Raw genomic sequence first — 26,522 nt, 5'->3', positions numbered from 1 at the left:
TTCGCAGGGAAGTAGGTTGTGACGTTGAATATCCAAGAGATGAACAAGGATGTAGTGGTGCGCCTCATGGAGGCATTTTCTGTCGCAAACCACGGATTGCTCGACTCTCTCATGTCGGACGACTATATCCAGCATAATCCGACTCCCAACGGTCGAGAGCCGGTCAAGCGTATGGCGGACATCCTCCGGACTGCATTTCCCGATGGCCGAATGGTGATCAACGATATTGTTGCCGAGGGCGATAAAGTTGTGGCCAGGATTTCGATGAAAGGTACGCACACGGGACCACTCATCGGTATACCTCCTACCGGCAAGCATGTCGAAATGACTTCGATTGATATCTGGCGGATGGAGGACGGAATCTGTGTAGAGCACTGGGACGAGATCGACCGGGTTGGTCTGCTCCGTCAAATTGGCCTGAAGGCTGTTATCCGCGCAGTCCTGAAGAGCGACAGCCGCCGCCAGATACTCTCTTTCGCACGTGAGCAAGGGATCATGCGTCACTGAAACGGAACTGGATTGCACGGGTATTCATTATCGAGAAATACAAGAGAGGTCGAACATGAACTTTCCTGGTCCCATCCGGACATCCAGCGGAGCGCTCCTTCCCTTTGTCGCCCTGCCTCAGACGGAGATTCTGACAGTAAACGTCAGCGGAACACCGCTGATCAAGAATGCCCTAGGCCCGGGGGTGCATTTCCAGCCGCTGCGCCTGGACGTGGAAGCCGGTGTATGGCTGGTACTGGCGACCTTTTCGCCCGGAGCTGTGATCCCGCTCCACTATCACACCGGTATTGCTGAGGTATATACACTGTCGGGCAAGTGGTATTATCTCGAATATCCGGAACAGCCACAAACAGCCGGCTCCTACCTTTTCGAGCCCGGAGCCTCCACGCATACCTTCGTCTGCCCTGAGTCGAACACCGAGGATACAGTTATCCTCGTGCGTGTCGAGGGCGCCAATATCAATTTCTCCGAGGATGGAAGCTACCACTCGATCCTTGATGCCGCGGCGCTCCGTTATCTGACTGCGGAACTGGCCGAGGCTCAGGGTTTGGGACCCGTGGACTTCATCTCAGGGGGTACCGCCGAGAATGCCCTGAAATAGGGAGCCGATAGTAACCTCGATTTCGCGCCGGGCCTTCGGTCCGGCGCGATCGGGTTCAGTTTCGGAGCGCTGTTCAGTGCAGGCGTACGAGTGGGAGCAGGACACGCCGCGCGTAGTCGCGGGCGGCCTCTTCGGAATCGAGAGGCTGGTTCATGCGCGGTGTGAGGATGAGTGACTGGCAGAGCCGGACCAGTATCTCGGCGGTTTCGTAGGGGTCGAGGTCGGTGAGACCGTTTCCGGAGCGTACGTAGGACCTGATATGTTGCGCCAAATAGTCTGTGGCCCATTGCACTCCGGGTGTGGCGCCGGTGGTGATGGCGGGTAGTACGGTCTCGGGCTCGGTCTCCAGAAGTCTGCCCAGCAGTGGGTGGGTATGGAAGAACCAGTAGATCGTGACGAAGCCCTCGACCAGCTTCTCCTCTGCGGATTCGAACCGTGCCACGCGCTGGTCGCCCTTCGAGCGTGCGCTGCGCTCCGCGGCAGCGGATCGGCTGGTGTTCCAGAACGCCTACACCCCGATCACCGGCGAGGAGCTCTCCGATGCGCAACGACAGTCGTTCTACGACTTCCTGCTCGAGAAGTTCGCCTATCTTCGACTGCCGGGCAAGAATTCTCAGTTGCCGGACCGCTACGAGGATCTGATCAGCTACTACGACGAGCTGATCAACCGCAAGGGGGAGTCGAACATCGCCGTCGAAAGCGCGGTGAACACGCTGCTGCACGCACCGCTGCCGCCCTTCCTCCCCGCGACGGCCAAGCCGGTCTGGACCCCGCTGGCACGCGTCGCAGGTCAGGTCGCCGCCGTCTGCTCCTTCGGCATAATGCACCCGAAAACCCGTGAGCTGACCGGCTTCCGGTGGACCCGCCGCCACGATCTCGCGTTCGGTGTCGCCACCAGAGTGCTACCGATCGCGTACTCGAAACTCCCGCCCCGCCCGACCCTGAGCCCGATGGCCTACCACCGGTGGCGCTACGAGAAACACGCCGCGCTCTACCGCTCCGCAGCCCTGCAGTCCTTCGCCCCGGCCTGATGGCCCGGGTCGGGTAGTGCACCCGGGACAGCGAGGGCGAGAACGAGCGGAGTCGCACCGACACCGGCGATGACGAAACCCGGTGGCGTGATGGACATGTGGCTGGTCGAGGACGGCAGTGTGATTGCGATGGCGGTAGCAGCCTGGCAGTGACCGTGGCAACCGCGGAAGCATCGCCACCGCCCCCGTCGTCGACCTTTTGCGGCTGATCAAACTGCATCCCCGACAACTGCGTTGTTGATCTGCACTGAAATCGTGAGGCTTTGTCCCTGAGTAGCGAACGAGGAGCATCCTTGACGTAATGATTGAGTCATCTTATTGTTGCGTCATGCTGTTCCCTACGCCGTCGCTAGCCGCCGCAGATGTCCGCGTCCTCGCTGACGTGGATCGGATGCGTGACGAACTACGCCATGAACTGCAGGCTAAACCCGGTAAGTGGGCAGGGGGACTGCGCAAGTTCCTCACCGCGGATGCGGTTGCCGCGTCGAACTCGATCGAGGGATTCAAGGTCTCCACCGTCGACGTGGAAGATCTGATCGCAGGAGAACGGGACGTCGAGGTTTCCGAGGAAAACAAGGCCGAGACGCTTGCCTATGAGCGGATGATGACCTATCTGCAAACGCTCCACGATGTCGACGACTTCGCCTACAGCAAAGGCTTTCTCAACGCGCTGCACTGGATGCTGCAGGGCCATCGGCACACCGAACGTCGCCCGGCCGGACAGTGGCGGCCTGGCCCCGTGTACGTGACCGACGCTCGCGACCCGAGTATTGCTGCCTATACCGCCCCTGATGCCGATCAAGTGCCGACATTGATGGGAGAACTTGTCGACTGGCTCAACACCGATGACGGCACACATCCACTCGTGCGCGCGGCAATGGCACACCTGCACCTTGTATCAGTTCACCCCTGGGCCGACGGCAACGGACGCATGTCCCGCTCGCTGCAGACGCTGATGATCGCCCGCGAAGGCGTTCTCTCCCCGGAGTTTTCATCGATCGAATCATGGCTCGGCAGGCCCGGAAACATGTGGGAGTACTACCAGGTGCTGGGCCGGCGGGGGAGCGCCTATCGGCCGGATCAGGATGTGTCCGAATGGATTCGATTCAATCTGACCGCCTATCACCAGCAGGCGCAAACCGTGCATGCCCGATGGGTTCGATCGGGTGCGGTGTGGGCGGAGCTCGACCAGTATGTCGGAGGAATGCGCCTGGATGAACGTGTCGTCAGCGCATTGCACGATGTAGCGATGTCGGGCAGGGTTCGCCGGACCCGTTACGAACAATCGGAAGGGTTGAGCATGCAACAAGCGCAGCGCGATCTACGCGATCTTGTTGCGCTCCGCGTGCTCGAGCCAGTTGGCAAGACCCGAGCCCGCTTCTACACCGCCGGCGCAGCCTACCCGGCAGCGGCGTTGGATATCGCTCATACTCCAACGACCCTCGATGATCCTTACGAGCGGTAGAGGGCCGGCTCTGGATCTGTGGTCTGCTCAACCCGGGTGATCGGTGCGGCCGGGGGTCCGGCAAACCGCCCGGGACGGCGAGGGTGAGGGTGAGCAGGGCCGCACCGATGCCGGCGATGACGAAACCCAGTGGCGTGATGGACATGTGGGCGGTCGAGGATAGCAGTGTGATCACGATGGAGGCCAGGTTGGCGCATTGAGGATGTTCTGGTTGCCGATGTTGTTGAAGCCGTTGGGGATTCCGAGGAGCGCTGAGATGCCGAGTAGGGCGAGCAAGGAAGCGGAGGCGCCGCTGGTGGGCGCCGTGCCCTCGCGCTGCGTAAGTGAAAGCCGCTGTGATAGAAGCGATTACATCCGATTCGATCCAGAATCACTGTCGGGTCCGAAGGTTCGCTCATAGATGTCTATGGCGTGGCTCGATGTCGCTGGCGCACCGGGTTCCAGGCGGAAGGTTCGCGAACCGTCGGATAGCCGCTGCGCGCGAAGGAACAGGTCGGTTGCTCGCCGGTGCTGGGACAGTGCGGACGCGAAATCGTACAGGTGCGTCACCACAAGCACTTTCACGCCCGAGTCGAGGAGGGCCTGCGTGATCGGGGCCAGGATTTCGGTGGCCTCTCGCTCACTCGTGGAGGCGAACGGTTCGTTCCACAGCACCATGGATGCCGGGTTTATCCGATTCGTCAGGTCGTGCATACGCACGAGCTCCTCCTCGAGCCTGCCGTAGGTCATCGAGGAGTCGTCCTGGATACGGAAATGGGTGAAGATTCCGTCCCTGATGTCTGCTTCATAGGCTTCGGCAACGACGAACATGCCCGCCTGCATCATGATCTGAGCGGTACCTAGACTGCGTAGGAAAGTAGACTTGCCGCCGCTGTTGGCGCCCATGATGACGGTCAGCAGCTTGCCCCGGCCGTCGATCGAGTTCCCCACGACCGTCGGCGTCGTTGACAAGCACAGCGCGGGGTCTCGCAACGAGCGGAAGGTGAAAGACGCGCCACTGCCTTGCGCTAGAGCATGCGGGAAACACACGGCATACCCGTCACCTTGTAGCCGGCGGGAGAGGTGCACGCAACCGACGAGGAAAGCCAGTTCGGTACGCAGAGCTTGGAAGAAGTCGACGATCGCATCGGTGGCATGGGCGACGACGTCGGCGACGCGATCGAGGCTGTTTCCGGCGAGGCGCCAGATGAACTTCTTGGCGCTCTCGTCGGTGTCGGAGACCTTCACGACGTGACGCTCCCGGCTGCCGAACAGGGATTGCCGGCCTGGAGGATGCTTCAGTGGCTGGTGCAGTACGGGGTTTGTAATCCGGCCGTCGGAGCCGAGTTCTGCGGTGATCTCGTAACCGTGTTCGAACTGAAGGATGTGGAGGTGGTGTTCGACTTCGGCCAGATACTCTTCCCCGAAGGTGCCGGTGAGCCTTTCGCCCAATCTTGCGAATCCCTCGGAGGTGAAGTGCGAGGAATACGGTTCGTAGGTGGATCGCAGCAGCCGCAAGAAGCCGATGAGCTTGGTGAGTGGCTCGAGGGATAGGTACAGCTTTCCCCGTGCGCCGCGATCGTGGCCGACCATCCACCGTCGTGCGCCGGCAGCTTCGGTCGCGATGGCGTAAAGCTCTTGCAGCAGTTCCGGATTCGCGCAGCTGTCGATCACCACCCGCTGCCGGTACGCGATGGCATCGGGATCGTTCAAGGATCTCGGAACCAGGTCGGTGACGACGGTGCGGATGAACTCGTCCCCGGCTGCCATCGCACCGTACATGGTGGACAGTTCGAGATCGTCGGCGACGGTTCCGCCGTTCTCCCTGACCTGGGACAGACCCCACCCGTCCGGACCGAGGAGATTCACCCTCACCGTGCCACTCTCCCGACAATGGCGTCATAGGACAGGTCGAACTGATCTGCCAGGGCCATCGCATACGCCCGGCCGTCGGCCGGTTTTCGTTCCAGCCGGAACGTCCGCAGCGTCGCGTCGCCGCCGATGCCGGCAACCATGCTCACGACGCCGTCCAGCCCCGATAGTTCGTCGAGGAACGTCACGAAGACCGCGATGGATTTCCGCTCCGATATTTTTTGCAGGACTTGCCGGCCGATATACAGGGCGTCCACCGTTGTGGTGGAACTGAAACTCTCGTTCAGAATGATGATCGTTCGCTCGGTCGAGTGGTCGAGAGTTTCTTTGATCGCCGTGAGCTCGCTCTGGAGTTTTCCTGCCGCGTCGGACGCTTGCTCACGTCGCTCGAAGTGGGAAAATACTCCGTCGGTGAGCATCATTCTCGCTCGATTCGCCGGAACGGGACAGCCGAGGGTGGCGAGATACGCTACTTGGCCGAACGTTCGGGCGAAGGTGGTCTTGCCGCCTTGGTTCGGGCCGGTCACCACGATGATGCGTTCATTTCCGGCAAGGTGATAGTCATTGGTGACAGGCACCTCACCTTGCCCGATGCACTTCAACGCGAGCGCCAAATCGTACGCACCGTGTACTCGGATGCCGTCGAATGAATCGGTGACCTCGGGAAGGCAGAACTCCATGCCATGTGCTGACAATTTGTCGACCAGGCGCAGATAGGAAAAGTAGAATTGAAGCTCGCTCCCGACACGATCGATCACCGGATCCATGAAGTCACTGTAGGAATTCGAGTGCTCCATCATCCGGTGAAACGGAAGCGGAAATAATCGAACCAGCTCGTCGAGAACGAGCTCTTCGACCGGATGCACGCTCGCGGACCACGGAACGCTGTCCTGGGCAGCGGGCGCCCAGCCGTGCGTGAACGGCTGGAACAACCCCTCGACGGTCGCGGCGTAATCGGGCGCTCCACTGGCCTTCACCACCACTATCCGATGATCGTCGAACCGCATCGAGTAACGGATCTCCCCGAAGTCGGCAAGTGCCGCTTCACATCCCGAGACGAGCCCGGTGAACGCGGCCCGAGTGACGTAGGCGTTCAAGTAGTCCCGCCACGACGCCAGTCCCCGCGACTCGAGGACAATGCCATTCAGACCCTGATGCAGCGAAAGTACTGTCTGGCAATAGGAATGCAGGACGTCCAAGCGGAGCCGGCACCTGAGGGTCGAGTGGCTGACTGTCGCGAGTTCGAGAAGATGCCGACGGATACTGGTGATCGACTGCGAAAACGCCTCGAGCTGTGCACGCAGCGTCGGTGATGAAAGGTCGGCGAAGACCTCCCGCCGGTACTCGACATCCTCGCTGTGCAGGAGCGGTGCTCGCAGCAGCCGGTCCACTGTTTCGCTGCTATCCGACGCCGTGATCTCGGCAAAGATGCGGTCGAGATTCAAGTCCGAAATCAGCGCTGGATTGGCCTGTCCGGTGATTCGGTGCTCCGCATCGCGCCACAGAAGGCTCGGCAACCGCACCATCGGACCCCCTCCCGCACCTGCATCCAGCGGACGCATCATGCCTTCCTTCCCCAGGCTACTGCGCAGCCCGCGATCGTCTCCCGGTGCGCCCGGCGCGACGGTCACCGTGCTCGGATTTGCATGGTGCCGCCCGGCGGCAGATCCGGATGCTTCGATCGGTAGTGCCGAATACTGGCGGCTTCCGCCTCCGATTCGGACAGCCACGCCGATTGATGGCTGCACTCTCCGCAGTCGGCACGATATCTATTGCTCGCCTTCTGGTTCGACATATAGATGAGCAGCGCCACGACTCCGACGACTACCAGAATGCAGACGAATCCGCCGTCCATGTCCTTGTCCCCCTTCGACTTCCGAGGTCGTTCCTCCACCTCTGAAGCTAGGAGACGGCCCGGGTAGCCGAGTAGCTGCCCGCCCGAAAATGGCGACGTTATGGCTGGTCATGGGGTTTCCGCAGTTTTCCGGATCGGAATCTCGACGGAGGCCTGCGAGGCGCGGGTTGCTGCGGTGTCGGTCACCCTTTTCGTATTCAAGGTCGATCCCTGGTACCTTACTATCCAAATGATACTATCGAAACGATAGTTTCCGATCTGGAGGGTAGTGCCATGAAGCGTTCGCTGGTGTGGCTGCTCGTTCTCGGGCTGGTGGTGGCGGGCATTACCGCGTGCACGCATGGGCGCGCCGCGGCGAATCCGGTGGATCTGCGGCAGATCGCCCCGTCGTCCACCGACCCGGCCATCTCCTCGCCCGACAATCCGCATCTCGTGGCGCCTGTGCAGCCGGGGCCCGCGAGCGGGCTGCTGTTCGTCAATCTCGGGGGTAGCGGTTCGACGCCGAACGACTACACCGAGCTGGTCGGGCAGGCGGCGAGCCTGGGCTTTCACAGCATCGGCCTGAGCTATCCCGACAAACCGACGGTTGCGCAGCGCTGCGGCAAGGACCTCGATTGCTATGGGCCGTTGCGGCAGAACGTCTTCGATGGCGCCCCCGACCCACACAGTTCGGTCGATGCCGCGAACTCCATTCAGCACCGACTGGTCGCATTGCTGCAGACCTTGCAGCAGCAGTACCCGGCCGAAGGGTGGGGTGACTTCCTGGGCCAGGACGGTCTGCCCGTGTACGACAAGATCGTGTTCGCGGGTCACTCGCAAGGCGGGGGAGAGGCCGCCTATATCGGTAAGCTCCACCGGCTGGCCGGTGTGGTGATGTTCTCCTCCGTGGTGGACAGCAACGCCGCCGAGAACCCGGTGGCCGACCCCACTCCCGCGTCCTGGGTGAACGCCGACCATCTCACCCCCATCGCCAATTACACCGGGGTGGTGAACGTGGGGGATCCGTTCGTGAAGAGTATCCGCGCCGACTGGACCGCACTCGGATTGGATTCCCTGGGTGCACCCGCGCAGGTCGGTGCGGTGGCAGCGCCTTTCGGCGGCACCCATGAGCTGGTGACGAAGGAAGGCCTCAACCTGGATCCGCTGCGCAACCATCTGTCACCGGTCGTGGACCAGGCAACACCGAAGTGCCCCAATGGAACTCCGGAACTGGCACCGGCCTGGACATATCTGATGCTCACGGCGGCCGGGCTACCCGTGCCCGATCTGTCGAATGCCTGCTGAATCGTGCGTATCACGACCAGTCGGCGCGCCATCCTGACCACGGGCCTGGCCGGACTCGCGCTACTGCCCTTCGCCGGCCGGGCGCGCGCCACCCCGCAGGACCTCGGCGACCGACTGTACGACCTGGTCGGCCGATACGGCAGCCACCCGACGCATCGGACCGGTTCACCGGACGACGCCGCGACCACGGCATGGCTGTGCGACGAATTACGCACGCGCGGAGCCGAAATCGAACTCGAATCGGTTCCCTTCCAGCGCTACGACTGGACCGGCGAAGTGCGCATCGCGGGCCGCGAGGTTCCCACCATCCCGTACTACTACGAGAGCACCGGCCCGATCACCACGACCACGCCGTTCGTCACGCCCGTCACCATCCGCGACGGACTCGGTGACACACAGATCGAGACGGCCCTTCGCGAAGCGGCCCGATCGGGCGCCGCGGCCGCCGTGCTCGCCACCACGAACCAAGTCCTCGGCACGCGCTACGCGGACTTGGTGGCGGTCAACAGCAATCCCGCGCGCACACCCAGCGGCATTGCGACACTGCTGATCTCGGGCACCGAAGCGGACGCCGCTCAGCGAGGTCCCGTCAGTGTCCGGTTCGATGCCCGCCGATCCGACGCCGTCTCGCACAATGTGCTCGGCTGGTTCGGCCCGCGCTCCGCGGAGCCCATCCTGATCACCACTCCGCTGACCGGCTGGTTCGGCTGCGCCGCGGAGCGCGGCTGCGGTGTGGCGATCGCCCTCGAACTGTGCCGGGAACTGTCACAACAGTATTCGGTGCTGTTCCTCGGCACGGTGGCCCATGAACTGCAATACGGCGGACAGCAGGTTTTCCTGCGGCGCGGGATCCGGTCCCGCGCGATCCTGCATCTCGGCGCGTCTCTGGCGGCCGCGGCGGACTCGCCGATCGGTACCGTCCTCACCCCGGCCCGGATCGCGAATTACCGTGTGCCGCAGGCAGGGAAACTCGCGGGGTTGCTCGCCGAACTCACTCCTGCGGGGTTCCTGCCCGTGCCGGTGGCAGGCGGCGAGGGAGCGCTCTGGGAATCCGGCACCGACCCCGCGACGCCGATGGTGTCGCTGACGGGAACCTTCCCGCAATTCCACACCCCCGCCGATACCGCCTCGGCCACCACGTCTCCCGTCTACCTCGCCCAGGTGTATAGCGCGGTCTCGCGAGCGGCTCGCCTGCTGGTCACCGACTGAGGCCCGATAGCGGGTGCGGTGGCGAGTGATTCGGCGGCATCGCCCAGAATCAGGGAGGGACCATCCGGACGTGACCCGGATGGTCCCTCTTTCATGCGTTCTGCCCTAAGCGAATGGGGGTGTGATCACCCTCAGTAGTGCACCTCGGGGACGAACGGGTGGAACAGGTTGAAAAACGGGTGAAACACATTGAAGAGAGGGCCTGTAATCATGGGTTTGCCTCTTTCTCTCGTGCGCACCGAACGGTGTGCCCTTAGTTAGTAGCGATGAGCTACTAACTAAACGCTACTATCGCGGAGCGTGACGTGTCCAGTACGGAAGCCTGAGGGTTTGCTGAAGGGATGCCTGTCAGCGCCGACCTGTGGCGTGGTTCACATTCATATGCTCAACTGGGCGTTTGACCATGTAAAGCCGGGGGAGGCTTTACCTCCGCTTTGTAAAGGGCGCAAATTCGCAGTTAGCGTCCCCTTTCGTGGAAGTCGGGGTTCGGAAGGTTGTGCCTGAATGAGATACCTGCGCAGTGCTGCCGTGGCAGTCGCGGTCGGTTGCTTGATCACGATGGGAAGGCTGGATACCCGCGCCGCCGCGGATCCGACACCCGAGAACGGCTACCGCCCGGGCGCCGCGAATCAATCCGAGATCCAGAAGTGGCTGGATTCCATTGTCCCGGAACCCAACCTGACCGATGAACCCAGCCGGTCGGTCCCGCCCGGCACGCTTGCGCCCGATCTGGCGGCGCTGTGGCGAGCGGTGCAGCCCACTCCGTCGGGGGACGCGTTCTTCGACGAGTGGCCGGCCGACCTGACCCGATACGCCCCGGGCGATGTCATCGCTCGACGCGACGTCACCGCGGCCGCCGCACCACAGCTCATGGCGCCGATCCGGAGCGCGGTGCTACTGAAGTACCGCACCGCCGACTCCGCCGGCGCGCCGTCGTTCGCCACGGCCACACTGCTGGAGCCCGCCGCGCAGTGGACCGGCACCGGCACCCGCCCGGTACTGGTCAACGCCTTACCGATCAATTCCCTCGGCCTCACCTGCACGCCGGGATACGCGATGGCGCACGGTGATTCAGGCCAGCTCAACGGCCTGGCCACCATTCCGCCCACCAACGCCACGGCCCTGTCGCGCGGCTACGCGGTACTTCTTCCCGATCACGAGGGTCCGCGCATGGCCTACGCCGAACCGACGGTCGCCGGGCATGCGATCCTCGACGGCATCCGCGCGGTGCGCGCGGCGTTCCACGACGAATACCGTGACAGCCGCTACGCGCTCGCCGGATACTCCGGTGGCGCCATCGCCGCCGCCGGCGCCGCCATGTCGCTCGACGAGTACGCACCCGAGCTGAAATCGGTCCTCGTCGGCGCAGCGGTCGGCGGCCTGATCACCGATACCCGCCGGATCGCCCGCTCCTTCGATGGCGGCATCGAATCGGGCATCCTGCTGTCGGTCGTGCTCGCCCACGCCCGCGAACATCCCGAAATCCTCGGGGCGATGAACAATCTGGCGCAACAGGTCGCGACCTCCCCGCTGAAGAACATCTGCGGTTCCAGCCAGGGCATTCTCGGGGCGGTCGGTATTCCGCTGGAACTGGGCGCCACCCTTGCCGATCCGCTCACCAGCCCGCTGGCCGACGCGATCTTCGAGCGAACCGATATGCAGGACAAGAAGTCCGGGATACCGCTGTACATCTATCACGCGGCCGACGACCTGTGGGTCCCCGCCGACGGTGCACGTGAACTCCACCGCAGGCAATGCGCCCTCGGCGTGCCTTCCACTCTGCGGCTCGACCCGGGTGAGCATGTCACCGGCCTCCTCACCACCTTCCCCGGTGCGATGAGCTGGCTCGATCAACGCCTCCAGGGCGTCCCCGCACCCAACGGCTGCTGAAACCCGGCGACAAGGTCACGGCGTGCTGATCCCGAGAGCCCAGTGCGGGTCGGGGCGAGATCGCCGTTGACCGAAAGCCCTGACCGGCACTGAGCGGTTCGACGTCCTCCGCTGCATACGGAACGGAGGTGCTTGCGAGACCGATGGGGCTCGCAACAACGGCCACATACTCGGCGGGTACCTCGCAGACAAGGCGGGCAACTCGGTACCCGTCGGTATGTGACGATTTGAATGTAACGCCGAATCCGCTGGTGACAGTGGTGGATTCGCAGACTTTGCAAAGTAAAAGGCCGTCAGGTCGGTTGACATCGCGATCGGACGCGAGCCGTCGGCCGGCAGTGCGCCGCGGACGAGAGCTCCGCAGCGCTATCCGCCTTGACGCATGGGCGCCGCGATCGGGCGCAAACGTCATGGCCCCGAGATCGCGAGCGCCTACCGTTGAAGCTGGATTGTTCTACCGGAGCCACGTCGCAATTCGGTACTGCGTCCCGAAGCGTGAGCAGGGAAGGGCAGGCCCGATGATGAGCAGCAATTGGTGCAGGGCGTATGCGGTGATCGTGGCGGTAGGTTCCCCTGCTGTGATGGCGCTGGGTATGCGGTGGCAGCAAGCCGTGGCCCTGGTACCGAGCCTTGATTCGCCGGGGCTGCGGGCGTGGCTGAGCCGCCAGCGTCAAGCCGGTGGAGCCGACGACGGCGCTGTGGTAGTCGCGGCCAACCATTGTCCGGACGGGATATCGCGCCTGGCGCACCGTGAGGTATGTGTGCCTGCCGGCGAGTACGCCATGTTCAGTGCCGCCCTGCCGCCACTGTGCCCCGGTACATGAACTGGATTGAAGCAGCAGTGATTTCATAGCAAGCGCGTATCCTGATAGGCAGTTCTACCGAGTCCCGAAGCGCGGCTGCCGGTGAGCCTTGGTTCGACTCGGGAGGTGTTCTTCGGTGTTCGCTGCGTTGCCGACTGCCTGTGCTGCCGATGTGGCTCGAGCATTCGAGATGTCACGATCTTGTCCCGACTCGCCTCAATTCACGCGCACTTCTGCGGTGCTGAGTCGATCGGCGACACTGATTCGGCGTGTTGTGAACTTTCTCGTCGGCCTATTCGTAGTCTTATGAAAGAGTAACGGAGGCAACGAATAGTGAGCATCTGTCCATGCTGGTCGGATTGTTTCATCAACGAATCCGACTGCCTGGAACGGCCGATCGGCAAACTGTGAACTGGGCGAACGAGTTTCGCAACGGGTAACCAATCTTCAAATCCCGTGCAGCCAGCGGAAATCGGGTTCACAGAAGGCTTATCAAGCATTTCGGGTGCTACGATGAATTTCATCGATAATGCTTCAGGGGGCCTTGTGGGACAGGCAATTCCAGTACTCGTATGACTCGGCGACACGGCCGCTGTCGGGGGCTGTATCACGGTAGGCGGTGTCGTCCTTTTGCTGCGCTTTCGGACGGCGGTGTCTCCAACCCTTGGGTGTGGATAACCCACCCTTGGAGCGTGCGGTCGAGCGGTGGGGTCGCTATCGAAACGCCTTTCCGGCGACGACATTTGAAATATGGCCGCTATCGCCGATTGTGAACCGGCCTATGCCGGGTCACGGCGCGCAACATGGCCCGGCATCCTCAGTGCGGCCAGAACGTAGGACTTCCATGCAGACATCCCTTTCGCCGACCGAGTCGAGCCAGGGTTTCCCCGACGATGCGTTTCCGCTGTCGGCAGCGCAACGCGGAATCTGGTTCGCCCAGCACCTCGCAGGCGAAATCCCGTTCTCCATCGCCCAGTACGTCGAACTGGTCGGACCGCTCGATTTCGGGCTGCTGGCACCGGCGGCACGCCAGGCGGGGCGCGAGTTCGGTACCGGCTATCTGCGCCTGATCGAGATCGGTGGTTACCCGTACCAGTTCGTCGATACCGAGCTCGACGACCGCTTGGTCGTTGTCGACCTGCGTGGCGAGCCCGACCCCGACGCCGCGGCGCACGCCTGGATGCGCGCGGAATACTCTGCGCCACTGAACCTTACGACCGACCGCCTGGTCTGCGTGCGGATGCTGCGACTCGCCGAGGACCGCTGGTTCTGGTACTCACGCATCCACCACATCGTGCTGGACGGCATGGGCGCACTCGCCATGGTGCAGCGCACCGGCGAGCTCTACAACGCCGCCCTGGCGGGACGAGAACCACCTGCCGCCAAAGCCGAAGACCTACGCCGGATCATCGACGCCGATCTGGCCTACCGCAGCTCGGAGCGCTTCATCGCCGACCGGGAATACTGGCTCGAGCATCTGGCCGGTGCCGCCGACCCGGTGAGCCTCGCCGGGCGCGCCGCCGATATCGACGCCCATCCGCGTCGTGTGGCCGGAACCTTGGCGCCGGACACGGCGGAACTGCTCGAATCCGTCGCGACCGCGGTGTCCTCCGGGGTGGCGCCCACCGTCGTCGCGGCGTTCGGCGCCTACCTGGCGGCCATGACCGGTGCACCGGAAGTATCGCTGAGCCTGCCGGTGTCGGCGCGCACGACGGCGGCACTGCGGCGTTCGGGCGGGATGATCGCCAATGTCGTTCCCCTGCGCCTGCGGTTGGCGCCGGCCACGACGGTCGGCGCGGTCATTCGCGCGGCGCAAGGTGAGCTGACCGGCGCGCTGCGCCGGCAGCGATACCGCCAGGAAGATATTCTGCGCGATCTGGGCCGGGTCACCGAGGAGACCGCCTCGTTCGGTCCATCCATCAACTTGATGATGGTCGATACCCGCATCCAACTGGGCCCGGTCACCGGCCGACTGCATGTGCTGACCTCCGGACTGATCGAGGATCTGTTCGTCAACTTCTATCCCGGCGTGGGCGGCCAGAGCACACACATCGATTTCCAGGGCAACGCGAACCTCTACAGCGACACCGAATTGGCCGCACACCACAGCCGGTTCCTGCGATATCTGCACAAGTTCCTCGTCGCGGGACCCGATACACCGCTGGCCGAGGTGCCGGTCGTCTCCGACACCGAATACGCCTCACTGGTTCCTGCTCGCGGCCCGGCGGACATGCCACCCCGGACACTGCCCGAGCTCCTCGATCTCGGTGCGGAGCAGAAGACCGATGCAGTGGCGATCCGCGCCGGCGCGACTTCGCTGACCTACCGCGAGGTCGACGAGTACACCAACCGGCTCGCACGGCTGTTGATCACCCACGGAGCCGGACCCGAACGCACGGTGGGGATTTCGATACCACGCTCGATCGAATCGGTACTCGCCATGCTCGCGGTGGCCAAGACCGGCGCGGCCTTCGTCCCGATCGACCCGGCCTATCCCGCGGACCGGATCGAGCACATGGTCACCGACAGCGCCATCGTCACCGGCCTCACCGTCACCGCGGCCGCCCGACCGCTGCCGAACCGAGTCGACTGGCTGACCCTCGACAGCGCCGACACCGACCGGCGCAGCGCCGCCCAGGACGCGGGCCCGATCACCGACGCCCAGCGGCGGGCGCCGCTGCGGCCCGACCAGATCGCCTACATCATCTACACCTCGGGTTCGACCGGGCTGCCCAAGGGCGTGCTCGTGGCACACCGCGGACTGGCGAACCTGGTCGCCGGGTCCGGCGCCGGATTCGGGATCACCGCCGAATCGGTGATGGCGCACGCTGTTTCACCCAGCTTCGATATCTCGGTCGAGGAAATCCTGGTCACCCTCGCCGCCGGCGCGACCCTCGCGATCGTCCCCCCGGACGCCTACGCGGGGCCCGAACTGGCCGCGGTGTTACGCGCACACCACGTCACCCACCTGAATGTCACACCGGCGGTGGCCGGTTCGCTGGAACCCGCGGAACTGCCGGATCTGCGCACGGTGATCGTCGGCGGGGACAGCTGCCCACCGGACCTGGTGGGGAAATGGTCCGGGCACGTACTGCGCAACGGGTACGGGCCGACCGAAACCACCGTGACCGTGACCTTGAGCGATCCACTCGTTCCCGGCGAGGCGATCACCCTGGGCGGACTCGCCCCGGGTGTGCACGCGCTGGTGCTCGACGCGTGGTTGCGCCCACTGCCGATCGGGAGCATCGGCGAGCTGTATCTCGCGGGTGCGGGCTTGGCGCGTGGCTACCACCGCCGCCACGGACTCACTGCCGCACGGTTCGTCGCCGACCCCTATGAGCCCGGTCAACGGATGTACCGCACCGGCGATCTGGTGCGCTGGATCGTGCGAGACGGTGGGCTCGAGCTGGAGTATCAGGGCCGCAGCGACTTTCAGGTGAAGATGCGCGGCTTCCGCATCGAACTCGGCGAGATCGACGCTGCCCTGCAACGACATCCGGCGATCGACTTCGCGATAACCGTCGGCGCGCGCACCCCGGCCGGAGCCACCACGCTGGTCTCCTACGTCGTGGCCGCACCGGTTACCCAGGTGCATCCCGAGGCGCTCAAAGCAGCTGTCGGTGAGAGCCTTCCGGCGTACATGGTGCCAGAGCTCGTCATAATGCTCGACCGCGTACCGCTGACGCCCATGGGCAAGGTGGATCGAAAAGCGCTCCCCGCACCGGATTTCGGTTCCCGCACTGTTGAACGCAGGCTGCCGTCGACACCGCGCGAGAGAACTCTGGCGACACTGTTCGCCGACGTACTCGGACTCGACACGGTCGGCATCGACGAGAGCTTCTTCGCGCTCGGTGGCGATAGCATCATGTCCATCCAACTGGTGGCCAGAGCACAGGCCGCCGGCCTGCGATTCGGTCCACGTGAGGTGTTCGAACGCAAGACCGTCGCCGCGCTGGCCGCGGTCGCGACTCGGACCGGCCCGCACAGGCCCGCCGAACTCCTCGGCGGCGGAAGTGGTCTCGTCGCACTCACACCCGCGATGCACGCCCTGCTGGACCGCGGCGAGGGCTATCGGCGTAGTGGCGAGGCGATCTTGATCGCACTGCCGGACATCGCGGATCGCGCACACATCGGCGCTGTCGTGCGGACCCTGCTCGACCATCACGACATGCTGCGGTCCCAACTGCGGCGCACCGAACACGGCTGGGAATGGGTTGTCGCCGAGCGTGGCTCGGTCGACACCGCGACAGTGCTCGAGGTGCCCGCAGGGCCCGGTGTCGACCCCGATAACGAGCTGGAACGCGCACGCGAGCTGCTGGACCCGCAGTCCGGCGTCGTGCGCTTCGTGCTGTTGGAACGCGGCGACGAAGGCCCGCTGTGCGGGATCGTGCTGCACCGGTTGGTGGCCGACGAGGTCTCCGTGCGCATCCTGCTCTCGGACTTCGCGAGCGCAGTCGCAGGTAAGGCGCTGGAACCGGTCGGCACGTCGTTCCGGCGGTGGGCGCAAGGTTTGATCGAGCACTCGGCCGAGCGCGGCGCCGAACTGCCCTACTGGCAGCACATCCTGTCGACACCGGACCCGGCGCTCGGATCGGCTGAACTGGATCCCGCACTCGACACGACCGCCACCGCCGCGGCGATCCGCACCCGCATCGATGCGGGCCGTGCGGAGACGATCCTCACCGCGATTGCGCAGCGATTCCATTGCGACGCTGAAGAGGTGCTGATCGCCGCGGCCGCGCTGGCGGTTAGTCGCTGGCGCACACGCAAATCGGTACTGCTGACGCGCACCACCGATGCGCGCGAGGCGAATGTAGTGCCCGGCGCCGACCTCGTGCGCACCGTCGGCCCGCTCCACAGTGCCTTTCCGGCCGTTGTCGACCTCGACGGCATCGATCTCGACGAGGCGTTCGCAGGCCACGCTGCGGCAGGCGCGGTGATCAAAGCTGCCAAAGAACAACTCCGACAGACACCCGGCCATGGCGTTGGCTTCGGCATGCTGCGCTATCTGAACGGTGACGGCGCGGTCGTGCTCGGGGAGGCCCCCAGCCCGCAGATCGAGCTCCAATATCGAGACCGTCGGATGCTCGGTGGGAAAACGGTACGGCTGGATCATGGTTCGCCTGCCAACGAGGAAGTGCTAACCGCCGTCCTCTCGGTCGATGTCGTTCACTCCGGCAATGGCTTGGAGGTGAACTGGGTCTATGCCTCCCGGCTGCTGCGCGCCGCCGATGTCAGGGAACTGGCTCGAATCTGGGCCGATGCGTTGTGCGCTCTCGGCGACCACGCGACCGCCCGCACGGCGGACAGTCACACGCCCTCGGACTTCGACCTGCTCCCGGTGACCCAACCCGATATCGACGGATGGGAACACACCTACCCGAATCTCGCGGACGTATGGCCGCTCTCGCCTCTGCAGTACGGCATGTTCTTCCACACGCTCTACGCCACCGACACCGCTGATGTCTATACGGTGCAGTCGCTGCTCACCTTGGAGGGCAGTGTCGACGCGGCACGTTTGCGTGCCGCCACCGAATCCTTGGTGGCCCGACACGAGAACCTGCGGGTCGCGTTCGTCGAATCCGGCGACGGGCCCCGCCAACTCGTCCTCGCCGAGGTCGAGATTCCCTGGCAAGAAGTCGATCTGAGCACGATGGCCGACGAGGACGCACGGGCGGCAGCGCTCGAGCAACTGCTCGCACTCGACGCCCACACCCGCTTCGACCTGACCCGCCCGCCGCTGTTGCGTTGCACCTTGATCCGAACCTCCTCGAGCACCTACCGTTTCGTCCTCACCAACCACCACATCCTGCTGGACGGCTGGTCAGGGCCGCTGCTGGTGCGCGAGCTGCTGGCGCTCTACGCCACCTCCGAGCCCACCGCCGCGCTGCCGCCCGCACCCGGCTATCGCGAGTTCCTCTCCTGGCTGCGCGACCAGGACGAAGCCGCCGCCCTGGCAGCCTGGACACAGTCGCTGGCCGGAATCGAGAGCCCGACCCGGGTCGCCTCCGCCCCGGCCGAGATCGAATCGGGCGAAACCGCAACCATTTCCCTCGATGTATCGCCTGCGCTGGTCACCGCATTGGAGCGGACCGCGCGCGCATCCGGTGCGACGGTCAACACGATGGTGCAGGTGGGATGGGCGCTGCTGCTGGCCATGCTCACCGGTAGCACCGATGTGGTGTTCGGTGGCACGGTCTCGGGCCGCCCGCCCACGCTGCCCGGTGTCGAAGAGATGGTCGGGCTGTTCATCAACACCTTGCCGGTACGGGTACAACTCGATCCCGCGGAACCGGTGATCGACCTGCTGGCGCGCATACAGCACGAGCAGGCCGCTCTGATGGACTACCAGTACGTCGGACTGGCCGCGATTCAGCAGGCGGTCGGTCTCGCCGAATTGTTCGACACGCTGGTGGTTTTCGAGTCCTACCCGATCGACCGAGCGGCGCTGTCCCAAGCGCTCGACATCGCCGATATGCGGGTGCTCGATGCCGACACCACCGATGCGACGCCCTACCCGCTGAGCCTCATAGTCGTTCCACTGCCAGGGGAGAACGGGGCGCACACACTGCGCATCAGCCTGAAGTACCTGGCCGGGCACCTGGAACCAGCCGTGGCACGCTCGTACCTCGATCGGTTCGTCCATGTGCTCGGCGAACTTGCCGAGCATCCGAATACTCCGGTGTCACGACTGCACAACTGCGACGACGCCGAACGCGGCGCGCTGCTCGCCGTGCGTGGCCCAGTAGCCGCGCCGCCGCGCACCCTGCCGGAAATCCTCTGTGCCGGTGCGCAGATCGACGCCGGCGCCATTGCGGCCGGTGTTGGCGAGTCGACCATCACCTTCGGTGAACTCGACGCCTGGTCCAACCGCTTCGCTCGCGTGCTGCTGGCCCGCGGTATCGGCTCGGAAGTGTTCGTGGCGCTCGCGCTCACCCGGTCACTGGAAGCGGTTGTCGCGGCTTGGGCCTTGGCCAAGACGGGGGCGGCCTTCGTGCCGCTGGATCCCGGCTATCCGATCGAACGCATCGAATACATGCTCGCCGATTCGAAAGCGCCGATCGGGGTCACGGTCACCGAAATCGGTGAAACGCTGCCCGCCGGCATCGACTGGCTACTGCTCGATGACCTCACCACCCTGCGTCGGGTCATGACGGTCTCGGACGCACCCATCACCGACGCCGAACGCGGCGGTCCGATCGACGTCGACCAGATCGCCTACCTGATCTACACCTCCGGATCCACCGGCAAACCCAAGGCCGTCCTGTGCAGCCACCGCGGGCTGGCCGATCTGGTTGCGGCACAGCGGGAAACACTCGACCTGGACCGCGAGGCCCGCACCCTGCAGGTGGCCTCACCCAGCTTCGACGCCTCGATATTCGAACTGCTCATGGCCCACGCGGTCGGCGCCCGACTGGTGGTGTCCCCACCCGAGGTCTACGGCGGTGCCGAGTTGGCGACGCTGCTGCGCACCGAGCAGGTCACCCACGCGGTCATCACACCGTCCGCGCTGGCCACCATGGAACCGGGCGGACTCGAGCGGTTGCGGGTACTCGCGGTCGCGGGCGAGGCCGCCACGCCGGAACTGATCGACCGCTGGTCGGTGGGCCGGCGGATGGTGAACCTGTACGGGCCCACCGAGTTCACCATCTGGGCGACCGGACCTGGTGAACTCGTCGTCGGCGAACCGATCACGCTCGGCACGCCGATTCGGGGTGCGTCGACGGTGGTGCTCGACAGTTGGTTGCGTCCGGTGCCGGTGGGCGTGCCCGGCGAGCTCTATCTTGCGGGGCCGGCCCTCGCGCGTGGCTACTTCGATCGATTCGAGCTGACCGCGAGCCGATTCGTCGCCGATCCCTATGGTGCGCCCGGGGAACGCATGTATCGCACCGGCGATATGGTGCGCTGGATCGCCGGGCGCGACTCCGGATACGAACTGGAGTACCTGGGCCGCAGCGACTTCCAGGTGAAGATCCGCGGCCTGCGCATCGAACTCGGCGAAATCGATGCGGCGCTCTCGCATGACGAGGGCGTCGAATACGCCGTGACCATCGGCCGAGACGGGCCCGCGGGGGAGACCGTGCTGGTTTCCTACATCGTGCCCGTCGCGGGCATGGAGATCGACATCGAGCACCTGCGTGTGCGAATCGCGGCGGAATTGCCCGGATACATGGTGCCCAGCCACCTCATGGTGCTGGACTCCATCCCGCTCACACCGGTCGGCAAGCTGGACCGCAAGGCCCTTCCGGTACCGGACTTCTCGACGGTGAACCGGCCCTACCTCGCACCGCGCACCGCCGACGAACAGGCGATCGCGCAGGTGTTCGCCGAGGTGCTCGGCACGCCACGCGTCGGGATCGACTGGTCCTTCTTCGAACTGGGCGGCAACTCCTTGAGCGCCACCAAGGTAGTGGCGCGGGTCAATGCGGCACTGGACTCGGCCATCGCCCTGCGCGACCTGTTCGACGCGCCGACTCCGGCGCAACTTGCGTTGCGGGTCATCCCCGCCGCGGACGGCGTACTGGGCAGCCGTGCCCTGACCGCGCGGACCCGGCCGGACCGAATTCCGTTGTCTCCTGCCCAACAACGGATGTGGGTGCTCAACCGGCTCGATCCCGCCTCACCCGCCTACAACATCGCCGTCGCGCTGCGGCTGACCGGCGAACTGGATACCGATGCACTGCGATCGGCACTCGCCGATGTGATCGGACGGCACGAAAGCCTGCGCACCCGCTACCCCGCCGATGCCGAGGGCCCACACCAGGTGATCGACCCCGCAGCTGTAGTGGCCCTGCCATTGATCGACATCGAAGCCGGTGCGCCGCTGCGGGATCGGATCAACGCGCTGGCCGGCACGGGATTCGACCTCGCCACCGAGTCGCCGGTACGCGCCGGACTGTTCCGGCTCGGCTCCGATACGGTGCACGTCGTAGTGCTCGTGGTGCATCACATCAGCGCAGACGGTGCGTCGATGGGGCCGCTGGCCGCCGACCTGGCCGCCGCCTACTCCGAGCGCTCCACCGGCAACGGCACCGCACGCTCGCCGCTCGCGGTCCAGTATGCGGATTACGCGCTGTGGCACCGCGAAGTGCTCGGCAGCGAATCCGAGCCGGAATCGCTTGCCGCGCAGCAGATCCAGTACTGGTCGAACGCGCTCGCGGGTGCACCCGATGTGCTCGAGCTGCCCGCGGATCGTGCACGCCCGGCCGTGCAGACGATGCACAGTGCCGAGTTCACGTTCGGTATCGATGCCGACATGCATCGGTCTCTGACGGAATTCGCGCGCGTGCACAATGTCAGCCTGTTCATGCTCCTGCACTCCGCGCTGGCGGTGCTGCTGGCCCGGATGGCAGGCACGGCAGACGTTGTCATCGGTACCCCGGTCGCGGGTCGCGGCGAGCAGGTCCTCGACGAACTCGTCGGCATGTTCGTCAATACGCTGGCACTGCGCACACCCATCGACCCCGACGCCGGATTCGAGGACTTCCTCACCACCGTCCGGTCGACGGATCTGGACGCATTCGCCAACGCCGACATGCCCTTCGAACGCCTCGTGCAGATCCTGAATCCGACCCGATCCACCGCGCACCACCCCGTGTTCCAGGTGACGCTGACTCTGCACAACTTCACCGAACCGGTACTCGAGCTGCCCGGATTGCGTTTCGAGGTCGAAGAATTCGACCGCGACACCTCGCAATTCGACCTGACCCTCGACCTGCGCGAGCGATTCACCGGCACACAACCGGCCGGGCTGGAGGCGGTGCTGACCTACGCGACCGATCTGTTCGACGCCACGACAGCCGCCAGTCTCACCGACCGGTGGCGGCGCGTGCTCGCCACCGTCCTGGCCGATCCGGCAGTGCGTGTCGCCGACATCGACCTTCTCGACGACACCGAGCGCACACTCCTCGTCCCGGTCCGCGGCCCCGACACCACGGGAACGACAACCCTCGTCCAGCTGCTCACCGATACAGCGACCCGCCACCCACACCGTCCGGCACTGATCGTCGGCGGAAAGACCACCACCTACCTGCAACTCGACACACACTCCGATCGCCTGGCGCAGATGCTGATCGAGGCGGGCCTCGGTCCGGAAACCGTAGTGGCGCTGGCCCTGCCACGCTCCGCCGAACTGCTCACCGCAATCTGGGCCGCAGCCAAGACGGGCACAGCATTCCTGCCCGTCGACCCCGGATATCCGGCGGACCGCATCGATCACATGCTCGCCGACTCCGGCGCCGCAGTCGGGCTCACCCTCGCCGTGCACCGGCCACACCTGCCCGGCCACACCCGATGGCTGATCCTGGACGACCCCGCTTTCGGTGAATCCTGGGCCGCGGATCGCCTGCTCGATCACCGGCCGGCAGCCCTGATCCACGCCGAAAACCCAGCCTGGATGATCTACACCTCGGGCTCCACCGGAATTCCGAAGGGCGTCAGTGTTTCCCATCGCGGTCTCGCCGATCTGATCGCGGCACAACGCGAGTCACTGCAACTCGACGAGACATCGCGGGTCCTGCAGATGGCCTCACCGAGCTTCGACGCATCGATCTTCGAGGCACTCATGGCATTCGGCTCCGGAGGCGCCGCAGTGGTCTCTCCGCCGCAGGTATCCGGCGGCAGCGTATTGGCCGACCTCATCGACGCCGAGCAGGTCACCCACCTGGTGATCACGCCCTCAGTGCTGACCACTCTCGACCCCGTTGCCCTGTCGAGCGTGCGGGTGCTCGCGGTGGCGGGCGAGGCGGTCAGCCCCGAACTCGTCGAACGGTGGGCCACCGGCCGCACCATGGTCAATCTGTACGGACCGACCGAATTCACCATCTGGGCAACCGGTTCCGCGGCGTTGGTCCCCGGCGAGCCGGTCTCCATCGGCACACCCGTTCGCGGCGCATCGGTCCTGGTGCTCGACGATCGACTGCGCCCGGTCCCGGTCGGGGTGGCGGGGGAGCTGTATCTGGCCGGTTCCGCTCTGGCCCGCGGCTACCATGCCCGCCCCGCCCCGACCGCCGCCCGCTTCATCGCCAACCCCTTCGGGGCGCCGGGTGAAATCATGTATCGCACCGGTGATCTGGTGCGCTGGAGGCGCACGGATGCCGGGGTCGAGCTGGAGTATGCCGGCCGCACCGACTTCCAGGTCAAGGTGCGAGGCCAACGGATCGAACTCGGCGAAATCGATGCGGTACTGGGCCGTCTGCCCGGCATCGACTTCGCGGTGACACTGGGCGTGCCCGGTCCCACCGGCGCCACCGCACTGGCCGCGTACCTGGTGTGCGCACCAGGCGCCGAGCCCGATCTCACACAGGTACGCATCGCCGTCGCTGCCGCCCTGCCCGCCTATATGGTGCCGGCCGCCTTCGTCGTGCTGGACGCGATCCCGCGCAACGCCGTCGGGAAACTCGACAGGAAGGCTCTTCCCGCACCGGATTTCACCGCCGAGCGCGCGGAATACCGGGCGCCGTCCACCCCCGTCGAACACGCGCTGGCCGCATTGTTCTCCGGCCTGCTCGATATCGAGAAGGTCGGAGCCGACGATTCGTTCTTCGCGCTCGGCGGCGACAGCATCCTGGCCATTCAGCTGGTATCCCTGGCCAGACAGCAGGGCCTGGACTGCACTCCGCTGCAAGTCTTCGAACACCGCACCGTCGCCGCACTCGCCACCGCGATCGAGGCGGCAGATACGACGATCACACTCGAAGAACTACCCGGCGGAGGCGTCGGCGAGCTACCGCTCCCGCCGATCGTGCACTACATGCTCGAACGCGGCGGCGACTACCACCGCTTCGCCCAGGCCGCCGTGCTGGAACTGCCGCCCGGCATCGACCACAGCGGCATCATCGCAACCCTGACAGCCGTGATCGACCGGCACGACATGCTGCGATCCCGGCTGATCCGGACCGACGAGGGCGAGATGCGGCTGCTGATCACCGAACCCGGCACGGTCGCCGTGAGCGCACTGCTGCAACGCGTCGAGATCGACGCCGGCGATCCTGAGGACCTGCGCGAATACTTTGCGACGCTGGTTGATTCGGTAGTCGACCGGTTGAACCCGGCCGACGGCACAGTGCTGCAGTTCATCTGGCTGAACCCTGTCGACCACAGTGGAGTCGATCGCCTGATCGTGATCGCACACCACCTGGTGATCGACGGCGTGTCCTGGCGGATCCTGATCCCCGACCTGATCGCGGCGTGGGTGCAGGTGTCGGCCGGCGAGTTCCCGATCCTCGCCGAGACGGGCACCTCCATGCGACGGTGGGCGCACGCACTCGACGACGAATCACGAACAGAGCAAAGAGTTTCCGAACTCGATTACTGGCGCGGCGTCATCGAGGGCCCGGACCCGCTGATCGGCTCCCGTCCACTGGATCCCGCCATCGACCAGGCGCACACCTTGGCCACGATCGACCGAGAGATCTCCGCGGAGGTCACCACCGCACTGTTGACCACCCTGCCCGGACTCTTCCAGGGCAGCGTCGAAGACGCGCTGCTCGCCACGCTGGCCCTGGCCGTTGTGCGCTGGCGGACCGATCGTGGCATCACCGAGGCCACGACATTGCTGCGACTGGAAGGCCATGGCAGACAAGAGGAAATCATCCCCGGCGCGGACCTGTCCAGAACCCTGGGCTGGTTCACCACCCTGTACCCACTTCGGGTGGATCTCGACCGCATCGACCTCGACGATGCCCTCGCCGGCGGTCCGGCCATGGGCACGGCGATCCGCGCGGTGAAACATCACCTGCGCGCCGTGCCCGACAAGGGCATCGGCTACGGCCTGCTGCGCTACCTGAACCCCGATGCCGCCGCACGACTTCCTCGGCAGCTACCCGGACAGATCAGCTTCAACTATCTCGGCAGATACTCCACGACCGACATCCCCGCCGAGCTGGAAGGTATCGGCTGGTTGCCCACCGATGCCCTCGGCGATCCGACTCCCACCGAAAGTCCGGACGTCCCACTGCAATCCGCAATCGATGTCAACGCCGTGGTCGTCGGTTCCCGGATGCGGGCGACCTTCGGCTTCCCCGAAACCGTGCTGCACCACGATGAAGTGACAGCCCTGGCCGACCTGTGGATCACAGCACTCGGCGCCGCCGCCTCGTACGCCTCCACACCAGCCGCGCGGACCGCCGCCGACCAGGAAGCGCAGTCCATCGCGACAACCACCCAGAACGCCTCCCCACCAACAGGACTCGGCCTCGACGTGCTGTTGCCCATCCGCCCCGGCGGCACCGAACCTGCCCTCTTCTGCATCCACCCTTCCTCCGGAGTCTCCTGGACCTACCTGGGATTGGCGGAAGCCCTTCGCCCCGGCCGCCCGATCTTCGGCCTGCAAGCCCCGGACCTCACCGGCCACGAACCCGCACCCCGCTCCATCGAGGAATTCGCCGACCGCTACATCCGCGAAATCCGCGCCATCCAGCCCACCGGCCCCTACCACCTGCTCGGCTGGTCCTTCGGCGGCCTCATCGCCCACGCCATGGCCACCGAACTCCAACAGTCCGGCGCCCTCGTCGGTACCGTCGCCCTCCTCGACGCCGACACCACCGACATCGACGGCGCCACCATCGAACCCCTCACCGCCGGCAGCTTCGTCAACTCCTTCGGCTCCGTCTTCGGCATCGACGACGTCCCCGCGGACGCCACCGCAACCGAAGCCGCCGAACTGATCCGGCAACGAACCGGCGGAATCTCCCTCATCGACGCCCCAACCCTCGACCGCCTGGCCGCATCCTTCAACGCCGCCGCCCACACCCGAACCGCCTACCAACGCCCCATCTTCACCGGCGACATCGTCTACTTCAGCGCCACCATCGACACCTCCGACATCTTCGGCCCAACAGGCTGGCGCCCCTACGTAACCGGCACGATCACCAACCACGACATCGCCGTCACCCACCTCGACCTGACCGGCCCCCACGCTCTCCCGCTCATCGCCGCCATACTCGACGACGAGCATCTGAAAGGGACCCAATGATCGGCCAGCTGGCAGCCATGACCCAATAACCTTCAGCAACTGGGGTTTTAC

12 protein-coding genes are annotated in these 26,522 nt (G+C 65.1%); 8 read left to right on the top strand and 4 right to left on the bottom strand.

Annotated elements, in window-relative coordinates:
• Positions 1-39 precede the first annotated feature (39 nt).
• Complete coding sequence (locus ACIP5Y_RS23715) at positions 40-507, top strand: ester cyclase (RefSeq protein ID WP_400353877.1); 468 nt, start codon at positions 40-42, stop codon at positions 505-507.
• A gap of 55 nt (positions 508-562) precedes the next feature.
• The gene (locus ACIP5Y_RS23710; RefSeq protein WP_400352782.1) at positions 563-1,108 is read left to right on the top strand and encodes a 2,4'-dihydroxyacetophenone dioxygenase family protein; all 546 of its coding nucleotides are present in this window, start codon (positions 563-565) and stop codon (positions 1,106-1,108) included.
• A 73-nt stretch (positions 1,109-1,181) separates the two neighbouring features.
• Here ACIP5Y_RS23710 and ACIP5Y_RS23705 read toward each other — a convergent pair whose 3' ends face one another.
• Complete coding sequence (locus ACIP5Y_RS23705) at positions 1,182-1,550, bottom strand: hypothetical protein (protein WP_400352780.1); 369 nt, start codon at positions 1,548-1,550, stop codon at positions 1,182-1,184.
• A gap of 52 nt (positions 1,551-1,602) precedes the next feature.
• Here ACIP5Y_RS23705 and ACIP5Y_RS23700 point away from each other — a divergent pair, with 52 nt between their 5' ends.
• Together ACIP5Y_RS23700 and ACIP5Y_RS23695 are read left to right on the top strand one after the other, a co-directional pair.
• The gene (locus tag ACIP5Y_RS23700; protein ID WP_400352778.1) at positions 1,603-2,139 is read left to right on the top strand and encodes an oxygenase MpaB family protein; all 537 of its coding nucleotides are present in this window, start codon (positions 1,603-1,605) and stop codon (positions 2,137-2,139) included.
• Between the two features lie 391 nt (positions 2,140-2,530).
• A complete protein-coding gene (locus ACIP5Y_RS23695) occupies positions 2,531-3,604 on the top strand; it encodes a Fic family protein (RefSeq protein ID WP_400352776.1) in 1,074 nt (357 codons plus the stop codon).
• Positions 3,605-3,952: 348 nt separating this feature from the next.
• Here the strand turns inward: ACIP5Y_RS23695 and ACIP5Y_RS23690 are convergent, their stop codons facing one another.
• From ACIP5Y_RS23690 to ACIP5Y_RS23680, 3 genes are all read right to left on the bottom strand, one after another.
• On the bottom strand, positions 3,953-5,296 hold the full coding sequence (locus tag ACIP5Y_RS23690) for a DNA mismatch repair protein (RefSeq protein ID WP_400352774.1): 1,344 nt from the start codon (positions 5,294-5,296) through the stop codon (positions 3,953-3,955).
• Between the two features lie 158 nt (positions 5,297-5,454).
• Positions 5,455-7,086, bottom strand: a complete 1,632-nt coding sequence (locus ACIP5Y_RS23685; RefSeq protein WP_400352772.1) for a hypothetical protein — start codon at positions 7,084-7,086, stop codon at positions 5,455-5,457.
• Positions 7,083-7,349 (bottom strand): hypothetical protein, encoded by a 267-nt coding sequence (locus ACIP5Y_RS23680; RefSeq protein ID WP_400352770.1) that lies wholly within the window; start codon positions 7,347-7,349, stop codon positions 7,083-7,085. Before ACIP5Y_RS23680 ends, ACIP5Y_RS23685 begins: the two co-directional genes overlap by 4 nt.
• A gap of 234 nt (positions 7,350-7,583) precedes the next feature.
• On the opposite strand from ACIP5Y_RS23680, the gene ACIP5Y_RS23675 reads away from it, so the two are divergent.
• The 4 genes from ACIP5Y_RS23675 (at position 7,584) to ACIP5Y_RS23660 (ending at position 26,471) form a co-directional block, all read left to right on the top strand.
• Positions 7,584-8,594: a BPSS1187 family protein gene (locus ACIP5Y_RS23675; protein ID WP_400352768.1), complete on the top strand. Its 1,011-nt coding sequence runs from the start codon at positions 7,584-7,586 to the stop codon at positions 8,592-8,594.
• A 3-nt stretch (positions 8,595-8,597) separates the two neighbouring features.
• Complete coding sequence (locus ACIP5Y_RS23670; protein WP_400352766.1) at positions 8,598-9,803, top strand: hypothetical protein; 1,206 nt, start codon at positions 8,598-8,600, stop codon at positions 9,801-9,803.
• Positions 9,804-10,361: 558 nt separating this feature from the next.
• The gene (locus ACIP5Y_RS23665) at positions 10,362-11,693 is read left to right on the top strand and encodes a lipase family protein (RefSeq protein ID WP_400352765.1); all 1,332 of its coding nucleotides are present in this window, start codon (positions 10,362-10,364) and stop codon (positions 11,691-11,693) included.
• Positions 11,694-13,340: 1,647 nt separating this feature from the next.
• Positions 13,341-26,471, top strand: coding sequence for an amino acid adenylation domain-containing protein (locus tag ACIP5Y_RS23660; RefSeq protein WP_400352763.1), 13,131 nt, complete (start codon positions 13,341-13,343; stop codon positions 26,469-26,471).
• Positions 26,472-26,522 lie beyond the last annotated feature (51 nt).

This window comes from Nocardia sp. NPDC088792, assembly GCF_044750615.1.
Taxonomy (GTDB): Bacteria; Actinomycetota; Actinomycetes; order Mycobacteriales; family Mycobacteriaceae; genus Nocardia.
This window is presented reverse-complemented; position numbering and strand designations above follow the sequence as displayed.